Origin of the sequence: Pseudoalteromonas rubra (assembly GCF_005887115.1) — a bacterium.
GTDB classification, from domain to species: Bacteria; Pseudomonadota; Gammaproteobacteria; order Enterobacterales; family Alteromonadaceae; genus Pseudoalteromonas; species Pseudoalteromonas rubra_F.
Genome location: NZ_PNCJ01000056.1, coordinates 37,542 through 53,522 on the forward strand (window position 1 = coordinate 37,542; position 15,981 = coordinate 53,522).

14 protein-coding genes are annotated in these 15,981 nt (G+C 51.2%); 2 read left to right on the forward strand and 12 right to left on the reverse strand.

Going from position 1 to position 15,981, the window contains the following annotated elements; all coding sequences use genetic code 11:
* Positions 1–45: 45 nt before the first annotated feature.
* Positions 46–1,221: a type III PLP-dependent enzyme gene (locus CWB98_RS22665; protein ID WP_138546867.1), complete on the reverse strand. Its 1,176-nt coding sequence runs from the start codon at positions 1,219–1,221 to the stop codon at positions 46–48.
* A 56-nt stretch (positions 1,222–1,277) separates the two neighbouring features.
* Between CWB98_RS22665 and CWB98_RS22670 the strand changes: the two genes are divergently transcribed.
* Together CWB98_RS22670 and CWB98_RS22675 are read left to right on the forward strand one after the other, a co-directional pair.
* Positions 1,278–1,502 (forward strand): hypothetical protein, encoded by a 225-nt coding sequence (locus tag CWB98_RS22670; protein ID WP_138546868.1) that lies wholly within the window; start codon positions 1,278–1,280, stop codon positions 1,500–1,502.
* A 432-nt stretch (positions 1,503–1,934) separates the two neighbouring features.
* Positions 1,935–2,717, forward strand: a complete 783-nt coding sequence (locus CWB98_RS22675; protein WP_138546869.1) for a hypothetical protein — start codon at positions 1,935–1,937, stop codon at positions 2,715–2,717.
* A gap of 67 nt (positions 2,718–2,784) precedes the next feature.
* Here the strand turns inward: CWB98_RS22675 and CWB98_RS22680 are convergent, their stop codons facing one another.
* The 11 genes from CWB98_RS22680 to mrdA form a co-directional block, all read right to left on the reverse strand.
* Positions 2,785–3,930, reverse strand: a complete 1,146-nt coding sequence (locus CWB98_RS22680) for a tryptophan 7-halogenase (RefSeq protein WP_138546870.1) — start codon at positions 3,928–3,930, stop codon at positions 2,785–2,787.
* Between the two features lie 11 nt (positions 3,931–3,941).
* Positions 3,942–7,061, reverse strand: a complete 3,120-nt coding sequence (locus CWB98_RS22685; RefSeq protein WP_138546871.1) for a LodA/GoxA family CTQ-dependent oxidase — start codon at positions 7,059–7,061, stop codon at positions 3,942–3,944.
* A gap of 316 nt (positions 7,062–7,377) precedes the next feature.
* Complete coding sequence (locus CWB98_RS22690) at positions 7,378–7,725, reverse strand: hypothetical protein (RefSeq protein WP_138546872.1); 348 nt, start codon at positions 7,723–7,725, stop codon at positions 7,378–7,380.
* A 62-nt stretch (positions 7,726–7,787) separates the two neighbouring features.
* The gene (locus CWB98_RS22695; RefSeq protein ID WP_138546873.1) at positions 7,788–8,636 is read right to left on the reverse strand and encodes a hypothetical protein; all 849 of its coding nucleotides are present in this window, start codon (positions 8,634–8,636) and stop codon (positions 7,788–7,790) included.
* Between the two features lie 339 nt (positions 8,637–8,975).
* Positions 8,976–9,941 carry a lipoyl synthase gene (gene lipA / locus CWB98_RS22700; RefSeq protein WP_046004199.1) on the reverse strand — a complete coding sequence of 322 codons (966 nt, stop codon included), beginning with the start codon at positions 9,939–9,941 and terminating at the stop codon, positions 8,976–8,978.
* The gene (gene lipB, locus CWB98_RS22705) at positions 9,938–10,591 is read right to left on the reverse strand and encodes a lipoyl(octanoyl) transferase LipB (protein ID WP_138546874.1); all 654 of its coding nucleotides are present in this window, start codon (positions 10,589–10,591) and stop codon (positions 9,938–9,940) included. Before lipB ends, lipA begins: the two co-directional genes overlap by 4 nt.
* A 14-nt stretch (positions 10,592–10,605) precedes the next feature.
* On the reverse strand, positions 10,606–10,884 hold the full coding sequence (gene ybeD, locus CWB98_RS22710) for a DUF493 family protein YbeD (RefSeq protein WP_040644649.1): 279 nt from the start codon (positions 10,882–10,884) through the stop codon (positions 10,606–10,608).
* Between the two features lie 140 nt (positions 10,885–11,024).
* Positions 11,025–12,188: a serine hydrolase gene (locus CWB98_RS22715; RefSeq protein ID WP_138546875.1), complete on the reverse strand. Its 1,164-nt coding sequence runs from the start codon at positions 12,186–12,188 to the stop codon at positions 11,025–11,027.
* Positions 12,189–12,242: 54 nt separating this feature from the next.
* Positions 12,243–13,004 carry a septal ring lytic transglycosylase RlpA family protein gene (locus tag CWB98_RS22720; protein WP_432765899.1) on the reverse strand — a complete coding sequence of 254 codons (762 nt, stop codon included), beginning with the start codon at positions 13,002–13,004 and terminating at the stop codon, positions 12,243–12,245.
* Entirely contained in the window at positions 13,004–14,110 is a 1,107-nt protein-coding gene (gene rodA, locus CWB98_RS22725; protein ID WP_054014213.1) for a rod shape-determining protein RodA, read from the reverse strand. The genes CWB98_RS22720 and rodA overlap by 1 nt, the downstream gene beginning before the upstream one ends.
* Entirely contained in the window at positions 14,107–15,978 is a 1,872-nt protein-coding gene (mrdA, locus tag CWB98_RS22730; RefSeq protein WP_138546877.1) for a penicillin-binding protein 2, read from the reverse strand. The genes rodA and mrdA overlap by 4 nt, the downstream gene beginning before the upstream one ends.
* Positions 15,979–15,981: the final 3 nt, after the last annotated feature.

Below are 15,981 nucleotides of genomic sequence, written 5' to 3' on the forward strand. Positions count from 1 at the left end.
CAAATGAGGAGCAGAGGCCCGAGTGGACCTCTGTATGGTGGGCGATTAGCTGCCGAATTCGGCCTGGTGAAGTTGGATCACTTCATTGAGTACCACAGTTGTAGCACGTTTGAAGAAATTGAAGTCGGTGGCTGTTGCACTGGTGTAGGCACCCATCATGCGGGTGATAACCAGGTCGCCATCTTCCAGTTTCGGCAGTTCAACGGCGTCACAGATCACATCTATGCTGTCGCAGGTTGGTCCTGCCAGTACGCTTGGGTAAACCACCTCAGCGGTTTTCAGCGTACGTAGCGGGTAACATGCCATGTCGAACATCAGGCCACTGAAAGAGCCATAAATTCCGTCGTCCAGGTAATACCAGGTACGGCCTTCACGCTGTGCCTGGCCCATCACCGACGCAATGCAGGTCATCGCACCGGCAACAATAAACCGACCGGGTTCAGCAATACGCTGCACCGTTTCAGGTAGCTCGGCCAGTGCTGCGTTGATTGGCGCACAAAAAGCACGAATATCCACCTGGTTGCTGGCATACGATACCGGGAAACCTCCGCCGATATCCAGACAGCTTAGCGCAGGCAACCCTTCAGCTACTACGTCGTCCATCAGCTGCTTGCACGCCTGAATAGCCGCGACATATTTGTCGGCATTGGCGGTTTGTGAGCCAACATGAAATGACAGACCCTTAACCCGAATACCCCATTGTTGCGCCTGACGGATCAGGTTCATTGCATCTAATGTGCTGCAACCGAACTTTTTCGACAGGTCAGCATAGGCCTCGCTGTTACGAAAGCTCAGTCGGATCAGCACTTCGGCCTGCTCGGCAAATTCGCGAAACTTAGCCAGTTCATTATGGTTGTCGACCACAAACACCTGGCAGCCATACTTCAGTGCATCAGCAATGTCACTGCGGCGCTTGATTGGGTGCGTATGAATCGTGCACTCAGCCGGAACCCCTTGCTCACGGACCAGGTCGACTTCACCGCTGGTTGCCAGGTCAAAACAGGCACCCAGTTGCAGCAAAGTGCGTACTACTGCCGGATGAGGCAAAGGTTTTAACGCATAGTGTAAACGTACGCCAGGCAACGCTTCGGCAAGTGCCAGGTATTGGTTGCGTACTTGCTCGCAGTCGAGCATCAACAGGGGTGAACCGTACTGCGCAACCAAATCGGTTACAAGGGTAGCGTCGATATCAAAATTTTGTACTTGAGGCTGAATAGGCATAGCGACTCCAAATAGTATCAGCGAATTACGACCTGCAGGCTCTGTGTGATCCATGCTTGTTTGTGGTGCACGGGATCACCCCTTCAGGTCTTGAGCAAAGCGACTCAGGTATTGACGACGCATCAGCGTATTACCTTTACCCGAACCAGTTACAGATCCTGGATAGTTGCTCTATCGCCTTGCCACGGGGTGACCACATCATGACCGGCTCATTGACCGTCATGCTAAACACACCACCGCGATGTACTCGGATTGGCTATCTTCAGAAAACACGCAAATAGTAGGGCGCTTGGTGCTGTTGTGCAAGCCACATTTCGACGAGAAATTTTGCTTTTGAGTGACAAATTTATTTGTCGTAGATCAAGCTTTGCCCGCTTATGAAAGAGAGAAAAACCCTCCCATGATGAAGTTTCATTATTTTTTGAACAGAATAAAACAGGGTCTATTAGGGACGAGTTTTGAAACACTAAGCAAAACTGTGCAATGCTTAGGATGCTAGTCATAAGTCTTTTTATGGTAATGAATTAATTGGATATTTTTATGAATTAAACAAGTAAGCCTACTTGTTTTTGAAATTTGTCGGACGTGAATTTCTCTTGCTATGGTGACCTCAGTTAGCAAGCAAGTGTTCGGCATTCACGTGAATATCGGCTCTGCACTGCGAAGTTTAAACATCACTATTTTTACTCGTTACTTTCTAAAAGGACATAAACATGAAAACCTTATCTTTATCACTAGCAGCCGCTGCATTATTCAGTGCTTTTGGTAGCCAGGCTACCGCGTATCAGAATGTATTTGATACAGACGGCTACGAGCGCCTGACTAACTACACATCAGGTCCGGTTAGCTCGGCTTTGCTGACAGGTGAGTTTGCGCACAACTTTGAAGCGCAACTTGTACTGCGTGGTGAAGGTGCTTACTGTGACTCTGCAAACCTGTATTCTGCAAATGATGGTCGTCATATTGTTAACCTGGGTGTGAAGACGATTGCGGATCGCAATACAGTTGAAATGGGTGTTGCGATCCCTGAAGCGACACTGACCGAAAAGAAGGTTCTGCATGTCAGCTGTTATGATGCGGCGGGTGACTGGTACAAGGTACTGGTTAACGTGCCGGGTGCACCAGTTGTCGACTGGCAGGTTGAACTGACACCAGCAGGTGACTTTGTTTATCAACCTTATTCATATGGTTATCATACGGCGTATCGCATCAGCAGCCGATTGACTGTGGACAACCAGAATAATGATGCACGCTGCAGCGTCCTTGCAGATCGCGGTGTTTCTCTGGGCTTGTTCCATGGTGAAGACCGCAAGGGTCCATTCCATTCAGACGTGTTTACTCTGGATACCGTCATTGACAACAAGGCGAAGCATCCAGTGCTGTATCAAATCCTGGAATGTGAAAACGCAGTGGGTAAAACTATGGCGGTGAAGGTCTTTAATCTGACGGATCCAAACAGCATCTATACCTATGAAGATCAGCTGATCGTCAAGTAAAGACTGGGTTGCTCACACCAAGTGCGCAACCATAAAACGAACTTGAATTGCGAACCTCACGCCGGGCTCAACTGAACTCGGCGTTTTCGTGTATTTGGCGCCGTTGCCAATAGGGGGAATCGGGCCAGCGTTGTTCTTGCGCATAGTAGTGGGTACGATGCGTCAGATAGTGTTGCCAGATTGATTTAATCTGTGCCTGATGAAGGCGTGTAATTTCAATGGCAGCGCTGGCATCGGTCAGACCGTACTCGGTGAGACTGTTGGCCAGCTGCATGGCGGTTGCCATGGCATTGAACATACCTTGTGACGATAAAGGGTCAAAGCTGCAGGCAGCATCACCCAGCGCGGCCCAGCGGTGTCCGGCAACCTGAGTCAGGCAAGTACTGTTGGCGGAGACCACCCCATGCAGCTGTATAGTGCCCGATTGTTCAATACCTTGTGGAAGTAGCGCCCGCAGTCCGGGCTGTGCACGGGCCTGGTGGCAAAACTGAGTCAGGTCATGTTGCAGGCCTTTGTTGAGCAGGTCGCTGTCGGTTTGCAGCGCTAAGACGCGGCGTTGTACAGGCAACTTGGCGCTATACCACCAACCATCTGGGCTGGATTCTATGTGTGCGAGTTGATTAGCTTCATGGCATGTCATACTTGCCCACAGCGCTATTTGTTTATCCAACACTTTGCGTTTAAGTCCAAGTTTAGTGGCAAACGCGCTGTGGCGTCCGGTTGCGTCAATGACGAAGTGACAGGGGACTGCGATGCTTTGTTGGTTGTTCTGTGTATGTGTTGCCAGATACAGCAGCCAGCCGTCGCTGCCTGGCTGTGCATCCAGTAATTTGGCGGGCCAGAGTGTCTCAATGCCTTGTGCGACGACCTGCTCGCGCAACCAGTTTTCAAATCCGGCTCGGTTCAGTTGCCAGCCCAGGCCATCGGGATTACTGAGGTTGTCGTTGACGACGCTTTGCTCAGCCCCCCAGCGACTTTGAATACCATAATTTGGAATATGCAAATCCTGGCGCTGCTCAAATTCCCTGAGCAGGTTTAAATTTCGCAAGATCCGCGCCGCAGCCGGCGGCAGGCATTCACCTACTTTGTCGGGGCAGGCAGATTGCTTGTCAATCAACAATACCTGAAAGTGGCGACTCAGCGCCAGGGCGGCAATACAGCCTGCCACCCCGGCGCCAATAATCGCAATCTGACAGTGTTTTACCTGTGTCATTGCGTATGACCTTATTTAAAGTCCTTAGGGAAATTTACGGCAAAGCGGCTGACCTTTTCTATGACCCCGAGGTCGACCCGCGAGCGCGACGTTGCCATCACTGGTCGTTCCGCATCTCGGCCATCCGGGCTGGGTACCAGATTGGCTGCCAGCTCAGCAATGGTTTGCAGCTTGCCCTGCGCTGTGGTTTCGGTCTCACTGGCCAGGCCTTTACGGTGGTCTTCAGCTGTGATCCCAACTTGCATGGTATCCGGCAGATCTGCATCGTCTGCTGCGCCCGGTCGGCCTTGTACCACAGCCAGCTTATCGAAGTTGGTGATCATGCTGTTGATCTGTGCGGTATAGGTGGCTGGTTGGCCATACAAGGGCAGGGCATCTAGCCAGTCGGTACGGTAATTGAATGCCTCAACGCGGGTTTGTGGGTCCAGTGCCGGGTTGATGGCTTCTTCATACCGTGCCACATTCAAGATGTTGTTCGGCACTCGTGCTGGCCAGAAGGTAGGCAGATACGGGTCGTATTCAGGCGTGTAGCCATCGCGACAGCTGGCTGTGTCGGTTTGCCAGGGGATTGCCATCCAGCGTGTAATACCACCGGCCACCTGACCTCCGAGGATCGGACCCTGCGCCAGAGTAATGGTATCACCGTTGATCTGGGCGCCATAATAGGTGGTGTCTTTACAGATCCCTTTATCGGCATGTTTGATCCTAAACGGCGCCATATACATGCCGGCAGTACGCATTGGCCAGGTCATTTCACAGCCAGGGTGGAAAGCGTCGGCCAGACAGAAATCTAATGCACCGCGAGTCAGCATATCCGGTTGCTCCGCCACTGGCACTTTATCTATGTCGTCTGGCTCAGCGGCATGTGGGCAAATTGCAGGGTCGATATAATCGGCGGTAAAGTCGCCCTCAACCCATTGGTCCAGGAAGGACAACTGCAGTGCTGACAGCGTCGAGTGCTGACGCTCCGAACCCGTTGATGGAATAGACAGCGCATCGCCATACAGCCAGGGCCAAAGCTGTGCGGCCTGTGCACCTGGCTGACCATAACGGCGAAAGTTGTTCGACAGGGTACGACGCAGCTCTTTATAGGCGGGAGACGGATTACCCAGTTTGGCTTTCCAGTCTTCGCTGGTGTAGTTAAAAGGCGCTTTAAATCCAAATCCGGCAGCAAAACCTGCGTTGACCCATTGCAAGTCGGTCATTCGCTCGAAAATGGGCAAGATATCGTGCTTAAAAGACGGACGTGCCGGACGGGTCAACATACCAGCATTAACGGCAACAGAGCGCATAAGGTCCCACATGGTACGTACGGATTTTTGCATTGGTGCATAATCAGGTGGTGCACACACTACCCAGGCCGGGTCAACCTGCAATTTAACGCCTTCGTACTCAACTTCGGCGGTAACAGGACCATCAGAAATGTCGTCGTGCCAGCCCTGGTTATTGGCAAAGGTAATGGCAATGTCACCATTAATATTACGTGATACGCCATTGCCGCCAAGTACAATCAGGCGGCCCTGTTTATCTGACTTAAGCTCACCCAGGTAGACTTCCTCGCCCATAAATTCGCCGTGGAATTGCGGGCCATCTTCCACTTTGGCTTTATTCAGCTTGTGCGTACCACCATCAATTAGCAAACGGTTGCGATCAGCAACATTATTGTTGCGCAGCAGACTGGGCGGCGCGTCGGCGGCTTCCGGCACATCCAGTGCCAACTGAAATTCATACCAGGACGACTTCTGATTGGCCAGGTGCACTTGCCAGTGAATCCTAGCGTTATCCATAGTCAGCTCTTTAACCGGTTTGCCAGCCGCGTTAAAGCCGTATATACGAAACTCAGCCGCCTGACGCTTAAGCAGACCCTGGTCATCGCGATAGGCATCTTCTTCAAGTCGCGGCTTGGGGTTAGGTACTTGTGGGCCAATAAAGTACTCTTTACTGCTGCCTACTCGCATTACGCCAATGGGCGGGTAGATACCGGCACGGACAATACAATTGCTGTCTTCATCGCTGTTAGGGGTAAACTTTGGGTCGATAGCATTGGGCTCGTTCATCTGCTGGCCATTGGCCTGGTGGCGGGTATTGGCGCTGGCCTGATAAACGACTTTTCGGGCCTGAGCAATAGATCCCAGTGGCTCGTTTTCGGCCAGGGTTCGCCAGATATTGAAAGCCAGATTGCGACCAAACTCGGCCTGGCCGATGGCACAGATATCTTGCTGCGGCAGTGTCAGGGTTGCAACTGGTTCGAACGGTGCATCCTGTTCTGGCCACACCACCATGGCGTTGTCGATGGGGAAGTCTTCCTCGGACGCATTGGGTGGGCGACGTTGGATTTCAAACACAAACTTGGCTTCTCCCTGACGCAAGCGAATTTGCAAGTCCTCCGCCAGATAGTCATTCCCTTGTGCAGGTGAGCCCCGATAGGTATCAACCGGACGAATACGGTATTTAACGACATTCTGCTCGCCAAGTTTAAATGGCAGTATTGCCCAGTAGTGAGTACTCAGGCAACTGGCCTCGGGTTTGGTCATCTCGTCCAGTATGTCGGCTGTTTCTTTATTTTCGCTAAGGTAAGCCGGGTAGTCGCGGTCGATGACGCCGGCAGTGGTAAAGGCACACATTTGTGAGGCGTCGCGAACAAAGAAGCGGTCGATGTTCTGCATAATAAAGTCGACATTGTCGCTGTCACCCAGCAACTTTTTGCCTTTCACACCGAACAATTTGATCCCGACCCCTAAAGTGGTATGCAGATCTGGACTATTCGGCGTGGTATCGCTGGAAAAGCGCACCACACAGTCGTAACTGGCGGGGTTGGCAAATACGCCGGCCTGCAGCGCTTTATCGAGTTTGCTGTGGATCTCGAATTTACCATAGGCTATGCCGTGCTGCTTACGAAATACAGCGCGCTCTGCGGGCTGCTGACCGCGTTCAATACGGGTTTTCTGGCCCATTTCCACAAACATTTCTTTCAGGCGTTGGGTTGCCAGCTCAATGGGTTGGAAGTCATCACCACCTGTCCAACATTTTACATTATTGGCCGTCGGTGCATTCTTCATATTCTTTTTCAAATACTTAGGGTTTACCAGTTCGCCTTGTTGTTGCTTATTACGTTTTTTCTTATCGCTCATAACGGTTTCCGCTTAAAGTGTTTCCTTGTCAGGTAACTGCAATGACGTATGCGTTGATCATCCGTCGTTTACCTGTCCCGACCGGGCAGGGGGATTTTGTGCTTGCCCTGTCTGAGTATAGCTGCGCCGATCAAGGCCCGCATAAACTCTAGATGCAAAGCTGCACGGTGACTATTACAGGGTGTTACGCGCGGAGGAAAGAGTGGATGAGTGCTGAATAAAGAGAGAGCAGGTATCGTGTGACAGCAGCGGTAAGCAGGAAGTGTCATTACCTGGCTGTTTGGCTGGGAATGACACGAGATGTAAGGGGGTTGAATTACCCCAGAATTGCACCTGTTTTGGCGTTGATGGTTAAAATGGCTTCTGTTTTTGGATCTTTGATTTTGGCAATTTCTTTGTTCACCAGTGCACTTCTGGGTACCTGAATTTTGCTGCCTGTATCCGGGTTATGAACAATCAGGAATCGAGAGGCATGCTGGGCGATTTCTTTGGCACCCTGATTCTTCACAAAGTGAATATCCAGCGTCATACCTGCGGTGACCCCCGCGGTGGCCGATACGCGGAAGTTATTGATTTCGTACTGTGAGTTACTGACCAATAACTCAGCGTCAATGTCTTCAACGGTTTTGACTGAGGCTTTAGTGAACTCCTTCACTTTGGCCATCACTGAGATTTCTTTCAGGCTGCCTCTGGCATTTAGCGGCTTGGTATCAGAGCTATGCCGTTTTATAGCTTTGGTCTTAACTGCTCAATGACGTGCGCATCCACCCAGTAGGGACTTCCCACAACATAGCGGCTGCCGTCTTGTTTTGTTTTTACATCACCGCGCCAGAAGAACAGGTACTTACCATCCGGCGTCACCTTCGGGCGCTGCTCGTACAGTGGGGTATTTATTTTGTCGCCCATATTGATGGCTTCTCCCCAGCTGCCATCTGGTTGGCGGAAGCTTATGAAGATATCGGGCGTGTTTTCGCCGTCTTTTTCAGCATCCCACATGAGGTAGGATTCATCAGGGGCAATAAAAGGGTGGGCAATGTACTTACCTTGATTAACGGCGTTGCTCATTTTTACCGGTGTTTCATACCTGCCATTGATTTTGCGTGAGTAGCTCAAATGTCCGCTACCGTCATCAAAGTTCAACACATAGAAATAAATAGTATCGGTGGCAGACCGAGTGTAACCAATGACAGGAATACCTTTGAATGGCGCGATTTTCTTGATTTCAGAGACTGGCGGGCTAAAGCGCGATTGGTAGGCTTTTGTCTTTCCTGCAGGAATTGACTTCCAGTGCCAGGCATCATTTCTGTATTGCATGGCAAGCAGGGTGCTTTGTCCGTATTCTCCCCCAGAGCGAGTAAATGTGAGTTCGGTCATATCTGGTAAAAACAACACTTCTGTTTCGAGGTGGGTGTCTGTTGCAATCACGCCTGGCGCAAAGGCACGCGGTGTTAGCCCGGGAGAGAGTTGACCTAGATATGGCCCTTTGAAAGCAGGTGCCTGACTGTGTGCGTTACTGCTGTAGCTGGTTGTTAACCCGACGAGTAACAGAGGAAATATACGATAGACAGCGTGCATGGTTGTTCCTTGTTTTTCTGATGCTATGTGGTCTGAGTAAGATGAAGCCGTCTCACAGTAACGTGTTTGGTTTGTGATGCCTGACTTTGCACTGATTTTTTATTGATTTAGCGCTGACAGCAGACTGCTTCTGGTTTTGACAGAGTCAGAGTAGGTAAGGAAACACGTATATAAAATAAAGAAATGTATTTTCAAGGGGTTGAAAAGTATGCTTATTGCTGATTCAAAGTTGGTTTTTATGTGTATAGCGGTATGTGCTTTGAAACTGGCAGGGATGGGTTGCCTACATGAATAAAAAACGCGACACTCAGGTCGCGTTTTTCTTATGCTGTGTCAGTATTACTTCACTTCTTTACCCGCAGCTTGCTGATCAGCGTGATAGCTGGAACGTACGAACGGGCCGCAGGCGGCGTGGCTGAAGCCAATTTCGTCGGCGTACTCTTTCAGTGCATCGAATTCCGCGGGTGGCACGTAGCGTTTTACTGGCAGGTGATGCTTAGATGGTGCCAGATATTGACCGACGGTTAGCATGTCGACGTTATGCTCACGCAGGTCGCGCAGTACTTCTTCGATTTCTGACATTTCTTCACCCAGACCGACCATCAGGCCAGACTTGGTTTTCACCTCCGGATGCGCTTCTTTAAAGCGGCGTAACAGCTCTAGTGACCATTTGTAGTCGGCACCCGGGCGCGCCATTTTGTAAAGGCGTGGTGCGGTTTCCAGGTTGTGGTTAAACACATCTGGTGGTGTCTCGGTTAAGATCTCCAGTGCGCGGTCCATCCGGCCACGGAAATCTGGTACCAGGATCTCAATGGTAATCCCCGGGTTGTGTTTGCGAATCTCGCGAATACAGTCGGCAAAATGCTGGGCACCACCGTCACGCAGATCATCACGGTCAACCGACGTGATCACCACGTATTTTAGTTTCATGTCTTTGATGGTGAGTGCCAGTTTTTCTGGCTCTGCTGCATCTGGCTTGAGTGGGCGACCGTGTGCCACGTCACAGAATGGGCAACGACGGGTACAGATGGCACCCAAAATCATAAAGGTGGCCGTACCGTGGTTAAAACACTCTGACAGGTTAGGGCATGAGGCTTCTTCACAGACGGAGTGCAGACCATGCTTGCGCATTGCCTGTTTGATGCCATCAATACGCTCGCTGGATTTTGGCAGACGGATCTTCAGCCAGTCCGGTTTACGCAGCATTTCATCGCGCTCGGTTGGCATTACTTTAACCGGGATCAACGCCATTTTTTCTGCGTCTCGGAGCTTTACCCCTGGCTCAATTTTCACTGGTTTACTCATTCGTTTTCAAACCCCTGGGTGTGTATAACCTGCTCGGCCGCGAGGCGCTTGAGCATATGTTCTACCAGGCCATTGCCCGCCTCAGTAAGCGTAGCAGGGCCATTAAGTTGACTGGTTTGCACCATTTCCATGCCGGCATAGCCACACGGGTTGATGCGTAAAAATGGACTCATATCCATGTTGACGTTCAGCGCCAGACCATGAAATGAGCAACCCCGGCGGACCCGCAGCCCCAAAGAGGCGATTTTGGCACCATTGACATAAACACCCGGTGCATCTGGTTTGGCATAAGCTTCAATGCCATGGTCTTTAAGCATGTCAATGATGGTTTCTTCGAGCCAGGTAACCAGCTCGCGCACCCCAATTTTCAGGCGACGCAGGTTAAACAGCACATACATCATCTGCTGGCCCGGGCCATGGTAGGTGACCTGGCCACCTCTATCGACCTTAACGACCGGAATATCACCAGGTGCCAACAGATGCTCGGCTTTGCCAGCCTGACCCTGAGTAAAGACCGGCTCGTGTTCAACCAACCAGATCTCATCCGGGCTGTTATCATCACGGGTGTCGGTAAACGACTGCATTTTTTGCCAGATTGGCTCATAGGCCTGACGGCCCAGCTGACGAACTATGATACTGCGGTTGCTCATATCAGTCTTACGCCTTAAAGCACGTAACGGACGTCTGGAAGTGAACCTATCTCAGTGTAGATCTGCTCGATGTGCTCTTTAGACGTCACAGTGGCAACCAGGGTGACGGATTCATAGTTGCCTTTGCTGCTTGGCTTAGTTTTAGGTGCATAGTCACCAGGTGCCAAAGTTTGCATCTTTGCCACAACCTGATCGGTCAGGTTGACGTTCGCCAGACCCATGATCTTGAAGGTAAATGGGCAAGGGAACTCTAAGTACTCGTCAAACTTAGTATTTTTTACAGGTGTTACCACAACGGTATCCTCACTACTTGGCTGGGCCTGAACAGACCCTGGCACACTACATATCTTGGCGGGCATTCTAGCATTTTTGCGGCAAAAAAAAACGCCTCCGGTGAGAGGCGTTTCTGATTATAAGCCCACTAAAAACGGGGTTATTGCATGATCTGTAAACGTAAGTAGTCGTAAATCTTGCTGAAGAAGCTACCTTCTTCGATTTCTTCAAGTGTGACTAATGGATACTGAGCGATGTCCTCGCCTTCCAGTTGCAAGAATAAAGTACCTACCTTGCTGCCTTTCGCCAGTGGCGCTTCGAGGGTCTTATCCAGCTCGAAATGGGCTTTGAGGTTTTTACGCTGACCACGCGGAATGGTGATCGGTGTATCTTCGGCAATCCCCAGTGATACCGTTTCTTTGTTACCCATCCAGATCCGTTGGTCGGCAAAGCTGTCGCCTGCTTTATAAGGGGTAATGGTTTCGAAGAAGCGGAAACCATAGTTCAGGAGCTTTTTACTCTCTACCTTACGGGCGCGCTCGCTGGCTGTGCCCATGACCACAGCGATCAGGCGCATATCGCCTTTAGTGGCTGAGGTTACTAGGCTGTAGCCGGCTTCTGAGGTGTGACCGGTTTTAATCCCGTCGACGTCCAGGCTGGCATCCCACAGCAGAGAATTACGGTTGTACTGCTTAATGCCATTAAAGGTGAACGACTTCTCTTTGTAGATGGCGTATTCTTCCGGCACATCACGAATAAGCGCAGCGCCCAGAGTCGCCATGTCTCTTGGCGTGGTGTACTGCTCTGTACTGTCCAGACCGTGACTGTTAGCAAAATGCGAGTTGCTCATGCCCAGTTTTTCGGCATGGGCATTCATCAGATCGGTAAAGGCGCTTTCGCTGCCCGCGATATGCTCTGCCATGGCGACACAGGCGTCGTTGCCCGACTGGATAATCACACCGTAGTTGAGGTCTTTAACACTGACCTGTTTACCCACTTCGATAAACATCTTGGAAGATTCCGGGAAGTTCTTCGCCCAGGCCTTTTCACTGATGGTCACCATGTCGTCGTTAGAAATGTTCCCAGCCAGCAGCTCGGTACCAATCACATAGCTGGTCATCATTTTGGTTAAGCTCGCCGGAGCCAGTTTGGTGTCCGGGTTACCCTCGGCAATGACTTTACCGGTTGTAAAATCCACCAGGAAATAGCCCTTGGCACCAATCTGAGGTGGTGAAGGCAAGATCTGCGCACTGGCCGAAAACAGGGTGAACGAACACACGGCGCCCACTAAGTGTTTAATAAATTTAGGTTTGAAAACTGTCATTATGCTCGCTTTTTGGTTGTTGATCGGCATGTTTAAATGTCATTACTGAATATTTTAAAGTTCATGTTCTGTGTAAAGCAAGAAGGCGCGATTAAATTCTCCCTGGCGCAAGGTTTCTAAGAGTTTCTGCGCGGTATTATCGTCGGTGATCGGGCCAAGTCTTAGCTTGTATAAATTGTCCTCAAAGGCAATGGGTGTGCCTAGCTGAAATTGCTGTGACAAAGTACTGGCCAGCGCCTGTACATTTTCGATGTTACTGGCGGCGGCAACCTGCACATAAGTTAGCCTGGGCGTATCGCGCGCTATGGTAAGGGCTTCTATCTTAACCTGTGCTGTACCCTGGCGATGAAAGCCCAGTTTATAGGCGGCGGCATAAGATAAGTCAATCAGCCGGTCATCATGAAACGGCCCACGGTCATTGACCCTGACAATGGCGCTTTTGCCATTTTCGACATTGGTGACGCGCACAAAGCTCGGTAACGGCAGTGTCTTGTGTGCGGCGGTCATGTCAAACATGTTAAACACCTCGCCATTAGAGGTGTAGTAGCCATGGAATTTATGTCCATACCAGGACGCGGTCCCTTGTGCCTGATAGCCTTTTTCATCCAACATGGGCGTATACCGTTTACCCAACACCTCGTACGGACGACCCGCGCTGACACTTTTGGCTTCGCTGGTCACCAAGGCGTCCTGCATTTCCAGTGCAGTGGGCGCGCGCAACGGGGCTTTGTCCTGCTTCACATGATAGCGACTGCTACAGGCGCTTAATACGACAACAAAGCCCAGGAGTGCAGCTTGTTTAAACGTCCTCTTGATCACTTCAATAACATCCTCTTATCTGTGGCTATCGACATGATAATGCCAAATCCGGCCATCAGGGTCACCATGGAGGTGCCGCCATAGCTGATCAACGGCAGTGGCACCCCAACGACAGGGAGCAGGCCCGAGACCATGCCGATATTAACAAAAATATATACGAAAAAGGTCAGTGTCAGTGCGCCGGCCAGCAGTTTACTGAAGGCATCCTGCGCGTTTACGGCAACATAGAGTCCCCGGCCAATAATAAACAAATACAGGCTCAGTAAAATCACCACACCGGTGAGTCCGAATTCTTCACTTAACACGGAAAAAATGAAGTCAGTATGACGCTCGGGCAAAAATTCCAGTTGCGACTGGGTGCCCTGCAGCCAGCCCTTACCCTCAATGCCGCCGGAGCCGATGGCAATTTTTGATTGTATGATGTGATAGCCAGAGCCGAGCGGGTCACTTTCCGGGTCTAAAAAGGTCAGTACCCGTTGTTTTTGATAAGCGTGCATACCAAAGTGCCACAGCGCAAAGCCACCGGGCACAGCAAGTAGCATACCAGAGCCAATCAGTTTCCAGCTCAACCCGCCAAGAAACAGCACAAATATCCCTGAGCTGGCGATGAGGATAGAGGTACCCAGGTCGGGTTGCTCCTTGATGAGCAAAGTTGGCACCAGCACAATCGCAAAGCCAACAATAATGTGGATAAAACGCGGCGGCATATGGTGGCGACCAATGTACCAGGCAACCATCATAGGCACGGCAACTTTCATGATCTCGGATGGCTGAAAACGGGTAATGCCCAGATCCAGCCAGCGCTGCGCGCCTTTACTGCTGACCCCGACAAACAACACGGCAATCAGCATTAGCAGGCCAACGGTGTACATAGGAAACACCAGCCTTTTTAAGGTATTGGGCGACAGTTGGGCCACCAACAGCATAGCCGCAAAGGCGGCAAACATACGTTTGCTGTGGCGCACCACCATGTCCATATCCTGACCACTGGCACTGTAGACTATGGTGATACTGCCAACCATCATCGCCAGCATGGCAAGCAGCAGTGGCAGGTCGATATGTAGTCGTTGCCAGATGGTGCGTTGTTGATTCAACGGACTCATTGTCCCTCCGTGTCACTGGGGTAAGTGGCAAAATAATAGTCCATCAGGCGCCGTGCGATGGGCGCAGCGATAGCTGAGCCACCGCCTTGGTTTTCAACCACAATGGCAACCACAATACGCGGGTCGTTATACGGTGCGAACCCGGTGTAAATGGCGTTATCTCTGTGCCGCTCCTGCAATTTTTCAGCGTCGTATTCTTCGCCCTGGGCAATACTGACGATTTGTGCGGTACCGGTTTTACCGGCCGGATCATAGGTTGCCCCTTTGAATGCTTTGTGGGCCGTGCCGGTGGTTTTATATACCGTGTTGTGCATGGCCTCCAGAGCTATACGCCAGTGATCCGGGTTTTTTAGTACCACGGGCGGCTTTTCATCGGTATACATTTGCGTGACTTCATTGTCATGGCGAGCAACCTGAGCCAGATGTGGTGGCCGGTGGGCGCCTTTGTTAACCAAAATAGACACCGCATTGGCAATCTGAATTGGGGTGGCGGTCCAGTAACCCTGCCCAATGCCGACGGAAATGGTGTCGCCGGGCCACCAGTTTTCTCTGAAGCGCTGGCGCTTCCAGTCTGTGGTGGGCATGATGGCAGAGGTTTCTTCATGGATATCGATGCCTGAGAGGTCACCAAAACCAAACTGGCTCATAAAGTTACTGATCTTGGTGATACCAAGCTGATAAGCGGTATGGTAAAAATAGGTATCGCAGGACTCTTCAATGGCTTTGTACACATCCACGTGGCCATGTCCCCAGCGCTTCCAGTCACGCCAGCGGTGATCGACGTTGGGGATCTGAAAAAATCCCGGGTCCCAAAGTTTGGTTTGCTCTGTGACCAGCTCTTCTTCCAGTGCCAGAATAGCCAGATGGGGCTTAACCGTGGAGGCCGGCGCATAGCGGCCCTGGGTGACGCGGTTGATCAGCGGCCTGTCGGGGTTGAGTAATTCACGGTAGTCCTTGCTGCTGATCCCGTGGACAAACAGATTTGGGTCGTAGCTGGGGTTGGAGTACATGGCCAGCACCCCGCCGTCTTTGGGGTCGAGCACCACAATGGCACCACGGACACCTTCGAGCTCTTTTTGGGCTATTTGCTGTAAGCCAATATCCATGGTCAGGACCAGATCTTCACCGGGCTGCGGTGGCTCAACGCTCAGGGTGCGAATGATCCGGCCACGGTTGTTGACCTCAACGCGCTGTGAGCCGACCACGCCGTGCAGGCGTGACTCATAAAACTTTTCTATGCCAAGTTTGCCGATATCCCGGGTTGCGCGATAGTTGCTGGCATTACCCTCAGACTCCAGCTCGGCGAGCTCTTTTTTATTAAGCTTGGCAACATAACCCAGCGCATGGGTAAGGGTATCGCCATAGGGGTAATAACGAGCCAGCCGTGCCTCAATACTGAAGCCCGGGAATTTATGCTGGTTGACCGAAAAGGTGGCCACCTCTTGTTCGTTCAACCGGCCTTTGAGGATCTGGCTTTTAAAGCGACGATTGTGACGAATGTCTTTGCGAAACTCTTCGACCTGCTGGTCGCTGATGTCGATGAGGGTGCGCACCTGGGTCAGTGCGGTTTCCAGGTCATCTACGTCCTCAGGGATCACTTCCAGGTTATAAACCGGACGGTTTTCGGCCAGGATAATGCCATTGCGGTCATAGATTAACCCGCGGTTAGGGGCGACCGGAATGACTTTAATCCGGTTATCGTTAGAGCGGGTCTGATAGGTCTCGTGCTCAGTGACTTGTAACTTGTAGACATTGTGCAACAAAATACCTATCAGGGTCACCACGAAGACAAAGCCAATAAAGGCGCGACGCGCAAACAGGTTTGCTTCTGCGCTGTGGTCGCGGATCGTCGGCCTGTGATTGAGCATAAT